Consider the following 14,214-nt stretch of genomic DNA (forward strand, 5'->3'; position numbering starts at 1 on the left):
TTGACGCATATCGAGCCGTTGTCGAGAGACCCCGGGCGCGGCGGTCTACTCGCTTGATGCGACGGATGGTGTGTCGTTCAGCAGTGCTTTGGCCGCGGCGATCTCGTCGATCGTCATGTGTTCCGTCAGGTGCTCCTGAGCCGATGCGCCGATCGGCATATGCTCCGCCGCGAGGCCATAGTAATAATAGGCCTGCACGAAGTCCTGGGGAACGCCGTAGCCGGAGCTGTACATGAAGCCCATGCGATACTGGCTGCGCACGTGTCCCTGCTCGGCTGCAGCGCGGTACCAGCGGACGGCGAGATTGTCGTCGCGTTCCATGTGCGCGCCGTCGCGATAGAGCTTGCCGAGCTGGAATTGCGCTTCCGCATCGCCCGTGTCGGCAGCGCGGGCGATGTGATCGACGCCCGTCGCAACGTCCCGGGTGACATGAACGCCAGCGATCAGGACCAGACCGTAGCGCACCATCGCGGGCACGAACGCGCACGCGGCGGCGGCGGCATAGTAGGTTACCGCAAGGGTGCGATCCCTGGTGACGCCGATGCCGTCGTCATACATGCGGCCGAGATTGAACATCGCGGCGGCATGTCCTGAGTCCGCGAGCGGCGTCCAGATTGCCACCGCGGTCTCGTACTGACGCTGGCTGAACGCCAGCATGCCATCTCCGTAGGTTCCGGCGCGCGCAGGCGACACCGCAAGGAATACGGCCACAGCGGCCATAACGAGGCGTCTCAAGGTCATCGTCTCCCCGGATTCGGCCCGGACTCAATGCACGGACACATCGCGTGGCGGCGAAGCCTCCTGGACGGTGCGGCTCGGCCCGGCCTGGTGATGGGCCACGCGCCAACCAGCCCCTTCCTTGCGGAAAATGTTGGTCGCGACCAGCATCCCGTCGCCGAGGCCTTCATAACAGATCACATGGGCTGTTGCCCCGCTCACAAATGCACGGGCACCCACACAACGCACCCCCGGCGGGCTCGCAAGGATCGCTTTCCAGCTCTCCATGACCGCCGTGCGACCGACCAGAGCCTGCCACCCGGGATGGATGCACGTGATGGCGTCAGTGGACGACCAGACCCGTTGCATCGCCTCCATGTCGCCGCGTGCAAACGCGACATAGAAGTCCATATTGGCCTCCAGAACGGCCTCCTCGTCGGTCATGCCGCCTCCGGCCACAGGTGCAGGTCAGCCGGATCGTCGGCCCGGACAATCCTGGTACAGACGACCCCGATGCTGCCGCCGATGCTGCCACCGTCGAAAACCGCGTTGTTATGCATGATGCTCCCGATCCGGTGTGCGTCGGACAGACGAACCCGGTTATCCCCCCGGTTATCCCATGAATGGCATCGACCGTATCCGACACCCTGCCGCCTTCGTGGAAACGTGCATGACACGACGACGGCGCAACGGCACGCTCCCCGCACGTCCTGCAATCGCTCCTTACAACGATGTTCGCCTGCCGGCCAGTTCCGGTGCGGATGACGCGATCGGGCCGGGAGCGGCGGGGTCCTCAGGAACCGCCCGCGTGAGGCAAGAGACGCTGCAGGGCCTTCCGGACGACCCGGAGGTTGGCCGCCTCTTCTCCGGCGGTTGAGGCTGTGGTACACTTCGGCCTGCTCAACAGGGGGCCGGCCATGAACGACATCCCGGGCGACATCAAATTCCTGGTGACAGCCGCGCCGCAATTCCCCGATGAGGAGGCCCGCAGGGCCGCGCGCCGGCTGTTCGGCAGGGATGGCGACGTCAAGCCCCTCGACAGCGACCGCGACCGGAACTTCCGTCTCGGAAACGATGACGGCCAGTGGGTTCTGAAGTTCTCCCATCCCGATGAAGACGTCTCGGTGATCGACTTCCAGACCCGCGCGCTGATGCACATCGCCGGGACCGATCCCGGCCTCCCGGTTCCGCATGTCGTGCCGACCAGAAAGGGCCAGCCGTTCGGCAGGGCCAGGGCACCGGACGGGCGCACCAGCATCGTGCGCCTGCTGAGCTGGGTGCCGGGCCGGGATCTCTACGAGGTCGAGGATACCCGCCGGCTGCGCCACAGCGCCGGCGCCATGGTCGGCAGGCTCGATCACGCGCTTGCCGGCTTCTTCCATCCGGCCGGGCTCCACACCATGCTGTGGGACATCAGACAGGCGCCGCAGCTGCGCATTCATACGGGCGAGCTCTCAAGGAAATCCTGGCAGAGGCTGGCGAACCGGGCATTCGACGGCTTCATTGAGCGTGTCCTGCCGCGCTGGACCCACCTGCGCGCCCAGGTCATCCACAACGACGCCAACAAGGCCAACATGGTGGTCGATCCCGACAGGCCGGACGAGGTTACCGGCGTGATCGACTTCGGCGACATGATCCACGGCCCGATCGCCGCCGAGATCGCCATGGCGGCCGACAGCTTCGCCATGGATGCGCCCGACCCCGTCGAACGGATGATCGACGTCATGACGGGTTTCGACTCCGTCTTCCCGCTGCGCGAGGACGAGGTTGACGTGCTGTTCGACATGACCGTGGTGCGCTTCGCCATCGGTGCCGCGATCGTGGCCCGCCGCGCCGCCGCCCGCAAGGGCTCGCCCGACTATCTGCCCGGCTTCGACAGGCGCGCGATATCCGGCATCGACCGCATGTTCACAATCGGCCGCGAGGCGGCCACGGAACGCTTCCGTGACGCGCTGCGCATGCCGAAACGCTGCGTCATGGGCACCGTCGACACGCCCGAGGCCACCGACCTGCCGGAACAGCTCAAGCGCCGGCACAGGTATCTCGGCAGGCACCTGAGCCTGTTCTACAGGAATCCGATCCATGTCGAGCGCGGGCGCGGTGCGATCCTCTACGACGCCAACGGACGCGCCTTTGTCGATGCCTACAACAACGTCACCAGCGTCGGGCACTGCCACCCGCATGTGGTGAACGCCATGCACAGACAGGCCTCGGCGCTCGCCACGAACACGCGCTACGTCTATGCGATCCTGGCCGACTATGCCGAACGCCTGCAGGGCACGATGCCGGGCAGGCTGCAGTGCTGCATCCTGGTGAACTCCGGCAGTGAGGCGAACGACATCGCCTGGCAGATGTCGACCATGCTGACCGGCAAGCGCGGCGGCATCGTGATGGAGCACGCCTATCACGGCATCACCGAGGCGACTGTCGCCATGTCGCCTGCGGGCATCGACTGGAACGCGCCCGACCATGCCGGGAAGGTCGCACCGCACATCGCCACCATGATCGCGCCCGATACCTATCGCGGCCCCTATCGCCGCGGGGAAAAGGGCCTGGCCGACAAATACGCCGCCGATGCGGACCGCGCGATCGCCCAACTGGACGCCAGCGGCCATGGCACGGCGTGCCTCATGGTCGACACCTCGTTCTGCAGCAACGGCATCCCCGACGTCCCGAAAGGTTATCTCGGGAAGGTCGCCGCCAGGGTCCGCGCCGCCGGCGGCATGATCGTCGCCGACGAGGTGCAGTACGGCTTCGGACGCCCCGGCACGCACATGTGGGGCTTCGAGTACCACGGCATCCGTCCCGATATCGTCACCATCGGCAAGCCGGTCGGCGACGGCTTCCCGCTCGGTGTCGTCGTCACCACGCCGCAGATCCTGCACGATTACATGGAGGTCACGGGCCTCTTCAGCACCTTCGGCGGCAACCCCGTGGCCTGTGCCGCCGGCCTTGCCGTGCTCGACGTGCTGGAGCGCGAGGACCTGCTCGCGAACTGCCGCATCACCGGCAACCACATGAAGGCGGGCCTGACCGAACTGATGGGTCGCCACGAATGCATCGGCGATGTCCGGGGCCATGGCTTCGTGATTGGTGTCGAGATCGTCGGCAATCGCGTGACTCTGGAGCCCGATGCGCCGATGACGACCGCCATCATGAACCGCATGCGCGAACTCGGCGTGCTGGTCGGACGCGAGGGCCATCACGGCAACGTCTTCAAGATCAGGCCGCCCATGGTCTTCAGCAGGGACAACGCCGACAGCCTTGTCACGGCCATGGACCAGGCCATCAACGAACTGACCGCAACGAACTGACCGGGAGTTGGAGCATGTACAGTCACATCACATTGGGCACCGACGACCTCGGGAAGGCGGTCGCCTTCCAGGGGCGGGCCGGACGGTCACGCTCGCAAGCGTGAGCCTGCTGGTCGACGATCGGGGGCACCTGCCCTCCCCTTCAGGCACTCTCGCCAGGCCCTTCCGCCGGCTCGACGAAGCGTAGCGCGTCAAGGATTGCATCGACACCGGCATCCGGCGCGGTGGCCCGGGTCGAGAGTTGCCGACGCCAGGCGCGCGCACCGGGCTGCCCCTGGTAGAGGCCCAGCATGTGACGGGTCATGCGCCTGAGCGGCACGCCCGCCGCCAGATTGCGCTCCAGGTACGGCAGCCAGGCCTCGACGATGCCGCGCCGGGTCGGCCCGCGGCGATCGTCGCCGAACACGAGCCGGTCGGCCTCGGCCAGCACATACGGCGCATGATAGGCGGCCCGCCCGATCATGACGCCGTCGACCGTCTCGAGATGCTCCAGCGCCGTCCCGAGATCCGGAACGCCGCCGTTGATATTGATCTCAAGCTCCGGAAACCGTTGCTTCGTGGCGTAGACCACATCGTAGCGCAGCGGCGGTATCTCACGGTTTTCCCTGGGCGACAGCCCCTGCAGCCAGGCCTTGCGCGCGTGCACCGTGAAGCTTGTGCAGCCGGTCTGCGCGATCCGTTCAACGAACGACGGCAGGGTTTCCTCGTCATCCATGTCGTCGATCCCGATGCGGCACTTTACGGTCACCGGCACGGAGACGGCCCGCGACATGGCTGTCACGCAGCGCGCGACGCGCTCGGGTTCGGCCATCAGACAGGCACCGAACCGACCGGACTGCACCCGGTCGCTGGGACAACCGACATTGAGATTGACCTCGTCGTAGCCGAAATCCCCGGCGATGCGGGCCGCCTCGCCCAGGGCATCGGCGTCGGAGCCTCCGAGTTGCAGGGCGACCGGATGTTCGACCACGTCGAAGCCAAGCAGCCGCTCCCTGTCGCCGTGACGCACCGCCTCGGCCACCACCATCTCGGTGTAGAGCAGCGTTCGCGTCGTCACGCAGCGCAGGAACGCCCGATCGTAGCGATCGGTACAATCCATCATCGGTGCAACGCTGAGGCGGCGGTCCGGTCCGTTCATGGTCCGCTCATGATCTGTTCATGGTCCTGCGGGCGTCCCATGCACCTGCCCGCAGGATCCTGCGCGGCGGTTCGCATCAGGCACACGGAACCGTTCACATGGCTCCGAAGACGCTGCCCCCAGGTGATGGTCATGCCTCCGCACACATCCTGCCAAGGTGCGGATCAGTCGAACTGCTGTGCGATCTGCTCGGTTCCAACGCCTTCCTTCAGCACACGGAGATCGTGGTAGCTGACCGCCGCAACAGATGCCAAAACCCCTATGCCGATCAACTGTGGGAACACTAAGATGATGGTGATGGAGAAAAAGTTTACGCGTATCAGGTCTAACGCGCCGACGGCCTCGAACACAAATAATGTGATGAATATCGTGACGAAAAAGAGCACATAAAAGATCGCGAAGACAGCCAGAGAGACCGCGATGATCGCGATGATGATGGCCAGAACCTTCCAGCGGTAACCCTTCGTCAACGCAATGCTTCGACCCATCGACGGGAACGGATTTATCTTTTCGACCACGGCAGCCGGCAGTACCACCCACAGCAGGACGAACAGCCAGAGCAGCAGCGCCCACGCCGCAATCGGACCGATGATCGGAACCATTAATGTCAGAAGAAAAAAGGGAACCATGACGATTATGGATCCAATCAACAACACCACAATCAGGAAAAGCAGGCGCAGGACGTTCTTCAGGGACTGGATTAGAATCTTGATCCCGTCGGCCTCTCCTCTGTGCAGAAGAGAGACGACACCGTAGGTGATGCCGCCCGACAAGAAGAAGGATATCGCCATAAATCTAATATTCACTTCGAACATTATCTGGATGCTGTCTAAATCTTTGGACTGCAGGCCGAAGAACTTTACAATCAGGTTGACCAGCTTTTTGGGCGTCGAGCTGACTTCCTCTTTAATTAGCAGGTTGACGAGATTTCCGAGCAGGTTGACGAGTTCTTTGAGCACGTCGATAAACGCTTCAAAGCTTGACGGGGGTAGTGTCGGCAAATTCGGCGTAGAGTCCATACTCTCATTCAGGAATAAATCTATTACAATAGCCAGCAGTATGCTGGTGGCCAAGAGAACGGGAAGAAACCGTGTCAGATTCCGAAAGTACAAAGAAATCCCGCGTCCCAGCACGGAGCCGATTCGAAACGCCTCGATTTTCATGACTGCCTTCCTGTCGCCGACGAAATACTAACATATGCTCAGTTCACCTGAAAGATCCAGTATCAGTGAAGAAGGCTCGGATCCTCGCCAGGCAGTGTGCTGACGGGCTCACCCAGCGCGACGCGCTCCCAAGCGCCCTTCGTGGTGTGCGCGTCGATGGCTTCAATGAATCCCGGCGGTGTTTCGTCATGGACCAAGGTGAGGGCAATCAGACCGCCGGGGTGAACGATACGCAGAAGTTCGTCGAACCACGTGGCCACGCGATAGGCGGCTTCATCGAGCGCACAAATGATGAAACAGGGTTCGCCGGTCATCGACATGATGGCGGCGCAATAGATGGTTTCCGACGCCATGTCGCCGGTCGTCCAGCGCAGCAACTCGGTCTCGTCCCTGATGCACCGCCAGCCTTGAGACCGACCGGACACCGGATTCACGCATGTCTCCCATTTCTGTGCTGCAATTTGCCCCCGGGCTTCACATCACGATTTGCACACCAGGTCCATGAGCTTCCCATAGTCGGTCACAACACCGTATTTTACGCGATTGGCCGCGATATGCTTGCCGATTGCATCGAAAAACCTGTCGGCGCACGCGATCTTCATGTCCTCGATCCCGCGCAACATCATCGTGGACATGGTGCCTTTCGTCTCGGCGACGAAGTAGATGTGCTGCACGCTGCCATCCCTGAAGGAAATCGCCCAATCGGGGTTGTAGCCCCCGACAGGCGTGGGAATGAGGAACCCGCGCGGGAGTTTCGCGTAGACAACGACCTCGCTGCTTGTATCCAGTGCCTTCACGAAATTCCTTTCGACATCGGAGTCGGTGATCGCATAGTCGTAGACGTGTTTCCTGAGCTTAGCCGTGGCTCGGGAAAAATCCTGGCCGGCCTGGTTCGCCGTGAAGATGTCCACGTCGTAACGCTCCTCAACCTCGTCGTAGGCCAGACCCTCGATCACCATAGAAGCCTTCTGCCCGGCGATGATGCGCGAAGCCTCGGCGATGAAGTGTTCGGGGTTCATCGCGAATTGCTCAAAAACATCCGGTTTGATCTGGCCGAGGATGTTCGCTGCCGTGTCTCGGGTCAGCGCCGCGTTCCCGGCCACCTTCCCCACGAGGTCGTACTGCACCGGGGAACGAACCGATTCCCCCTGTTCGGTCGTCGTGCCCGTGCTCGTGAAGGCATCGCCGCGATGAAGCTCGTCATCGGTCAAGGCGTCACTCTGCACGCCGCTCTGAACCGTATACTGCAGGGGCGTGACCCGAAGCTTGCTATCCAGCTCGGCGACACATTTGCGGATCAGCTCGGCTGATTCGAATTCGACCCGGTAAACGGCCTTGCGGTTGATACGCGCCCAGAGCTCCTGGAACTCCTTCTTCTTGAGGTTGTCGTTGAGAGGATTGGTCTTTGGCTTGCGGCCGTTATCGACCTCGGGCAGTTGCGCGTCGCTGAAGACGCTTTCGATAAGCTGGAAAACCTGCTCGGCGTATGGCTTCAGACCGTCGGGCAAGTCGGCCAGTTCTCCCCTGGCCCTGGCCTCGTGCCAGGCATCTGCGATCCGGTCCGCATCGTCGGTGTAGTCATGCTTCACCAGATAGCGGTAGATCAGTTTGGCCATGGCGGCAGTCACCTCAACCGGGCCACGTTCGGTCGTGAGTGTCTTGCCCGTGAAATAGGCTTGGGTGGCCTGCCGCGGACGCGAGGAGAGGGTGTCCACGATTTCCTTCTGCAGCCCGGCCACGAAGTCCGTGTAGCTCTCGCTCGCCACCACGGTCAGCACGTTGATGTCGTGCACCGTCGCCGGGTGGTCCATCCTGTCCCCGTGCCTGTCGACGCCGAGCCGCAGGCCGCGGCCCACTTCCTGGCGCCGGGAGATGGTGTTGTCGCTGTGTTTCAACATGCACATGACGAAGACGTTCGGGTTGTCCCACCCTTCGCGCAGCGCCGAGTGCGAGAAAATGAACCGGGTCGGTTCGTCGAAGGACAGCAGGCGCTCCTTGTCCTTGAGGATCAGGTTGTAGGCGTCCAAGTCGTCGGAATCGCCCGAGCGGGCACCGACGGCCGGATCCTTGAGGCGGTTCGTCTTCCTGTCGATCGAGAAATAGCCGTTGTGGGTCCGGGCGGAGTCGATGCCGGCGAGATATGTCCGGTATGCCCCGTTGTCGATGGCGAGCGCCGACAGGTACTCGGCCTTCAGCAGGTCATACTCTTCCTCGAAGACCCGGGCATAGTCGCCTTTCTCGTCGGCCCGGTCGTAATCCCGATACTTCGCCACCTCGTCGATGAAGAACAGCGACAACACCTTGATGCCCTGTGCGTAGAGCTGTTTTTCCTTGTCCAGGTGCGCCTTGATCGTCTCGCGGATCTGGATACGGCGGATGTCGCGTTCCGTCAGGTCGCACGTGGCCTTGCCGGCTTCAAGCACCAGGCCATTCGTGAATTCGACGCGGTCGGTTCGCGCATCGATGTCCACAACGAAAAAGCCATTCCTGTATTGATCCAACCCGCCGGACAGGTCGAAGAGGTTATCGCCATATGCAAGGCGCTTCAGCTGCCGTTTGATCTCGCCCGATGCGAGCCTGATTTCCATCTCGATGCGCGCCACGGGGGCCTTCCTCGAGATGTCGATGCCTTCGAGGTAGAGATAGGCGTGAGTGCCGGCCAGCCCGCGGGTCTGGATGCCGCGCACCGCGATCTTCTTCACCAGCTTACCGTTGTAGGCGTCCAGCGCGTCCAGCCGGTGAACGCGGTTGTGCAGGGTCCGGTGCGTCGCCGAATAGCGCAGGATGAACAGCGGCCTGAACTTCGGCAGCGCCTTCATCGTGGCCTCGCCCTCCATCTTCTGCGGTTCATCCAGGATCAGGATCGGCCGGTTCGAGGCGATCACGTCGATGGGCTTGCGCGACTGGAAGTCGTCCAGCTCCTCGTGGATGCGCCGGTTGTCGGCCCCGCGCGCGTTGAACGCCTGGATGTTGATCACCATCACGCTGATCCCGTCGTCGGACGAAAAGCTCTCCAGTTCGTGCAGACGCCTGGAGTTGTAGATAAAAAACCGCGCCTTCCTGCCGTAGCTTTCAGCGAAGTGGTCGGCTGTGATCTGCAGCGACTTCCTGACCCCTTCGCGGATGGCGATGGACGGCACCATGACGATGAACTTCGACCAGCCATGGCGCTTGTTCAGCTCGAAGATAGTCTTGATGTAGCAATAGGTCTTGCCGGTGCCGGTCTCCATCTCGACATCGAGGTGAACGTGCGTCGCGGCCAGCGCGTCCTTCCTGTAGGCCGTCCTGACGGGAACGCGTACGCCCTTGCTGTCGAAGGTCGTGAAGTCCGTCAGCGACTGCGAGTCCGGCAGGTTCTGCCGTCGCTGAACCCTCCGGATGTTCTCCAGGATCTGCTCATCGGTCAGCACGAGGTCGGCGTTCCTGAAGCCTTCCTCGAAGGTGCCCGTCTGCGCCCCGCGGCCCGGATCGATGCGATAGGCCGGGCCGGAGGTCATGGGCTGGCCTTCGAAACAGTCGACCACGTCGTTGACGGCATGGGTCTGATAGGGCTGGACCTTGAACTTGAGCTTCATGGCGTACGCTGCTCCTGTATTCTTTCTGCAAAGCGCCTTCCGAAGAAACGATGCAGAAAGGGCTAACCTGGTGATATTGCGAGATTTCAGGGGTGAAAAAGCTGTCGGTTATTCTGCAAGTCTCCATTCAGGCTTGCGTCGCGTGCCTGCATTGAAAATAAGCCCCTGCCGCCGCAGTTTCGTCAGAAGGTTACTGATCCTGACCCGCCTCTGCTCCGGAGACAGGGCATCGCTCAGCTTACCGGTCAAAAGGCGGTCGATCCCGGCGCGATCCGCTTTGCCGAACTTGCCCGGATCGTCGAAGAGCAATCGGGCATGATACGCATCGTCCCGGGCGCGTGTCCGGATGTATTCGGCCTTGCTCGCTGTGGCGGCAGCCACCTTCGCCGAAACGTGAATGTTGGGCTTGCGTCCCTCGATCAGACGCTCGCGCCGAAGATGGCAAAGGTCGCTGACGGCATGGGTCTGATAGGGCTGGACCTTGAACTTGAGCTTCATGGCGCACGCTGTTCCTGCATTCTTTACTGCAAAGCGCCTTCCGAAGAAACGATGCAGAAAGGGCTAACCTATTGATATTGCGAGATTTCAGGGGTGAAAAAGCTGTCGGTCATTCTGCAAGTCTCCATTCAGGCTTGCGTCGTACGCCTGCATTAAAAATAAGCCCCTGCCGCCGCAGTTTCGTCAGAAGGTTACTGATCTTGACCCGTTTCTGCTCCGGAGACAGGGCGTCGCTCAGCTTACCGGTCAAAAGGCGGTCGATCTCGGCGCGATCCGCCTTGCCGAACTTGCCCAGATAGTCGGAGAGCAAGCGGGCATAATACGCATCGTCCTGGGCGCGTGTCCGGATGTATTCGGCCTTGCTCGCTGTGGCGGCAGCCACCTTCGCCGAAACGTGAATGTTGGGCTTGCGTCCCTCGATGAGACGCTCGCGCCGAAGATGGCGAAGGCTGTCTTCGGATATCGGCAGCCCTTTCTGAACCCGGTCCAACGCCAGTACATTGGCCAACGGCAACCCGGTTCTTTGCATGAGCATCCGGCTGTAGGCCTTATCGAGGATACGCCCGTGAATCGTTAATTTCACGGCATTCGGCTCGGTTAAATCGTAGTCAGGCAGAGGAAGGAAGCGCTCTTGCTGGCGACGATAAATGTCCTGAATGCCATAGCCCATACGATCGATCATGTTCAGTTCGGTCATGGCTTGGGCGAGAAACAGATTGCGATAGCGGCGCGGAACTCTTTCCCCGAGAACATAATCTTCGGGTTTCTTTTCCTCGAAGAAACCTCCTTCGTTCTGAAAGATCAGTCGGTCAAGCTGCTCGACGATCACAATTTGGCCCGATCGGGTGTAATCCTGATGCGCGATGCAGTTATGCAGCGCCTCCAGAACAACTCTTTGATCGTACTTTGAGACTTCGTGTGGCAGCAGTTGATTACCGGGCAAAATACGAAGCTGGACGTTCCGGATGCGTGAGAACAGCTCCGATGTCGCCAGCAGGAATGGAGGACTGAAATGCTCGTAGGCACGCTCTTCTCCTTCGAGCTTCCAGGTAATCTCGGCCGGATGGGGATTCAGCATCCACGCCGTCTCCGGCTTTCCCAGCAGCAGAAGGGCCGCTCGGGTAATCTGGCCATTCTGTGTGACCTTTGCCCGGTCGAGAAGAACCGCGTCACTCCAACCGGCGATCTCGTCAGCCTGGAACCTGTTCGCGTACTTTTCTGCGAAGCGCTCGCGCGCAAGCTTCAAGGCGGTATCATCCAGATCGGCGAGGGTCGTGTCCGGCAGGATCTGCGCGGTCCAGTCGGTCGCAAGGGTTTGTGACCGTATCTCGTCCAGCTTCTCCTGACCGAGCGGGACAAGGCTCTCCCCCGCTCTCCCATAGTAATGCCCCTTCCAGCCGATCGCCATCCCGCGCGGCGCGGCCGGAATCTCGAACAGCACCACCCGGTGGCCCGCGTGTGTCAGCACATGAATATCCCGGAACGTGAAGCTGCCCGTCCCGTCCCGGACCTGCTGCTTGTCTGCTTGCAGCCGTTCGGGGGCTTCCTTGTAGTCGGTACCGCAGACCTGCCGCGTCTTGTCATCGACACCGAAGACAAGCCATGCCCGTTCATACCCACGCAGGTTGGCCTCGTTGGCCAGAGCCGAAGCGTATTTCCCCAACTTGTCTCTGGAAAAGCTCTTTTCGCCGCGCTTGAACTCGACAACCTCGCTTTCCCAATCGGAGAGCAAGCCGGTCAGCAGGGTGGGCAGGGCGGTGGAAGCCATGGGTGTGGTCAGATCGACTTGATGTCGGTGGTGGGGGAAAGCTGGCGGAAGATCTGGGTGACGTTGGTCTTTACCGCGTCCGAGACGAAGCCGTTGTCGCGGAAGACGGCGCGCAGGGGCTCGTGGCGCGCCAGGTCCTTCACCAGAGCCTCGGTGATGACGGGGTCGAAGCAGGCGACAAGGGCGTTGTCGTCGACGAGGAAGACGGCCTTGTTTGTGCCCTGCACCGTCTCGCGGCGGATGGGCAGCGTCAGGTCCACGCCCCAATCGACCAGCACCTGGAACAGCAGGTCCTCGGCGGTGCGATCCGCCTTCACGTTGTCAACCATGTTCACGAGGTCGGATTGCTTCAGGTCGTCCGGGCGGTACCAGACGTCCTTCATGTTGGACGTGTCCACCTTGAGCACCCGGAAGCCGACATCGCGGTTCCAACCGGGGTGACATTCGCCTTCGAGGATGTTCGCACCCGCGCGGCGAATGCGTTCCCGACTGACGTCCGGGATCGTCCTGAAACCGGCCTTGAAGGCTTCTGACCTTTCGCCCACTGCCTCATCCAGCTGGACCATGATGAATTTCCGGTTCCCGCCGTCTTTCGCATTCTGAAGCTTCACGGAATGCGCAGTGGTCGACGACCCCGCGAAGAAGTCGAGAACGATGTCGTCGCCTTCCGTCATCATCTCGATAACGTCTTGAAGAACGAGTTCATCCTTGGGGAAGTCGAAAAAATTGCCCCCCATAAGAGCGCGCAAGCGTTTGGAGGCAGCGCGACCGTCCTGATAAAACACGCTATACGGGGCCTGAAACTCCCTGTCCTTCAGATACCTCTTGATGCAGGGCACTGAATTCTCATCGTCCCCGAAATGAATGCGGTCGTCGTCAATCCACTCCTGCATGCGCTTTGGGTTGCTTATCCTCCAACCGCTTGAGGGAATCTTTACAGGCTTCCCGGTTCCCGGATGAAGCACCTCATATTGAGGTCCACCGCCCCCGGGCCAGGAAATGTTGTCAGGGAAATAGATGCCTCACGCATCGACATGGGCATAATGCTTGTGGGCTTTCGCAGGATGACCATGAGCCAGCGACCGATACCATTCCTTCATGCTCTTGGTCATCGCTTTGTGGTCAGCGCCATGCTGGCGTTTCAGCCGCTCATACTGTGCATGGATATCGTCCAGACCCTTCTTGCGCTGCCGCCAGGTCACCCCGTTCTCGCGCAGGTATTCTGAATCGCGGGCATAGCAGACGATGTATTCGTGCGAGACGGAAACCAGCCGCGAGTCGTTCTTGCGCCCGGCCGCCCAAACCATGTCGGCGACGAAGTTGGACTGACCGAATATCTCGTCCATGATCAGGCGCAGCCGTGGCTGTTCGCCCTCGTCGCAGGAAACGAAGATTGCCCCATCCCGCATCAGCAGATTCTTCGCCAGCCTGAGGCGCGGGGCGATCATGGTCAGCCAGTTGGAATGGAACCGCCCGTTGCCATCCGGGTTCGCAACAAGACGTTCGCCTTCCTCACTCCGTTCTCCCGAGGCAATCTCGTGCGCCACCTGATCCGCGGCAAAGCGGTCGCGATAGATGAAATCCTTGCCCGTGTTGTAAGGGGGATCAATGTAGATCAGCTTGACCTGCCCAAGATAGGTTTCCTGGAGAAGCTTCAGCGCTTCGAGGTTGTCGCCCTCGATGAAGAGGTTCCCGGTCGTGTCGAAGTCAACGCTCTCTTCGCGGCAGGGGCGAAGGGTCTTTGCAATCGGCGCGTTCGCCAGTACCAGCGCCTCGCGCTTTCCCGGCCAGTCGAGCCGATAACGCTCCTGCGGTCCGTCCACGATGTGGTCGCTCAATTCCTGACGCAGCCGATCGAAGTCCACGGCCAGACGCAGCTTGCCCGCCTCGTCCCGCGCCTCGGTCACGCAGCCGGGGAACAACGTGCGGAGCTTTGCGATGTTGTCCTGGCTGAGGTCGGGGCTGTGCATCTTCAGCCTGTCCATACGCACCCTCTCAATCTCTCAATCATCAACACGGGCATCGACATGGGCGGCGGCGG

The 14,214-nt window shown here is 61.4% G+C and carries 9 protein-coding genes and 1 pseudogene; 1 reads left to right on the top strand and 9 read right to left on the bottom strand.

The features are described from left to right. Nucleotides 1–45: 45 nt before the first annotated feature. Complete coding sequence (locus GDA49_06460) at nt 46–735, bottom strand: sel1 repeat family protein (protein MBC6440042.1); 690 nt, start codon at nt 733–735, stop codon at nt 46–48. Between the two features lie 30 nt (nt 736–765). After that, a complete protein-coding gene (locus tag GDA49_06465) occupies nt 766–1,161 on the bottom strand; it encodes a nuclear transport factor 2 family protein (GenBank protein ID MBC6440043.1) in 396 nt (131 codons plus the stop codon). A gap of 473 nt (nt 1,162–1,634) precedes the next feature. On the opposite strand from GDA49_06465, the gene GDA49_06470 reads away from it, so the two are divergent. After that, on the top strand, nt 1,635–4,031 hold the full coding sequence (locus GDA49_06470; GenBank protein MBC6440044.1) for an aminotransferase class III-fold pyridoxal phosphate-dependent enzyme: 2,397 nt from the start codon (nt 1,635–1,637) through the stop codon (nt 4,029–4,031). 142 nt (nt 4,032–4,173) lie between these two features. On the opposite strand, the gene dusA is transcribed toward GDA49_06470, so the two are convergent. The 7 genes and pseudogenes from dusA to GDA49_06505 form a co-directional block, all read right to left on the bottom strand. Beyond that, entirely contained in the window at nt 4,174–5,169 is a 996-nt protein-coding gene (gene dusA / locus GDA49_06475; protein MBC6440045.1) for a tRNA dihydrouridine(20/20a) synthase DusA, read from the bottom strand. A 164-nt stretch (nt 5,170–5,333) separates the two neighbouring features. Beyond that, nucleotides 5,334–6,332 (bottom strand): hypothetical protein, encoded by a 999-nt coding sequence (locus tag GDA49_06480; GenBank protein ID MBC6440046.1) that lies wholly within the window; start codon nt 6,330–6,332, stop codon nt 5,334–5,336. 62 nt (nt 6,333–6,394) lie between these two features. Next, entirely contained in the window at nt 6,395–6,766 is a 372-nt protein-coding gene (locus GDA49_06485) for a hypothetical protein (GenBank protein MBC6440047.1), read from the bottom strand. 45 nt (nt 6,767–6,811) lie between these two features. Next, nucleotides 6,812–9,907: a DEAD/DEAH box helicase family protein gene (locus GDA49_06490; GenBank protein MBC6440048.1), complete on the bottom strand. Its 3,096-nt coding sequence runs from the start codon at nt 9,905–9,907 to the stop codon at nt 6,812–6,814. Between the two features lie 108 nt (nt 9,908–10,015). Then, nucleotides 10,016–10,405 (bottom strand): hypothetical protein, encoded by a 390-nt coding sequence (locus GDA49_06495; GenBank protein MBC6440049.1) that lies wholly within the window; start codon nt 10,403–10,405, stop codon nt 10,016–10,018. A gap of 109 nt (nt 10,406–10,514) precedes the next feature. Further along, entirely contained in the window at nt 10,515–12,173 is a 1,659-nt protein-coding gene (locus tag GDA49_06500; protein ID MBC6440050.1) for a putative DNA binding domain-containing protein, read from the bottom strand. A gap of 8 nt (nt 12,174–12,181) precedes the next feature. After that, nucleotides 12,182–14,158: pseudogene (locus GDA49_06505) on the bottom strand (site-specific DNA-methyltransferase). Between the last annotated feature and the right edge of the window lie 56 nt (nt 14,159–14,214).

It is taken from the genome of Rhodospirillales bacterium, from assembly GCA_014323865.1.
GTDB lineage: Bacteria > Pseudomonadota > Alphaproteobacteria > SP197 > SP197 > SP197.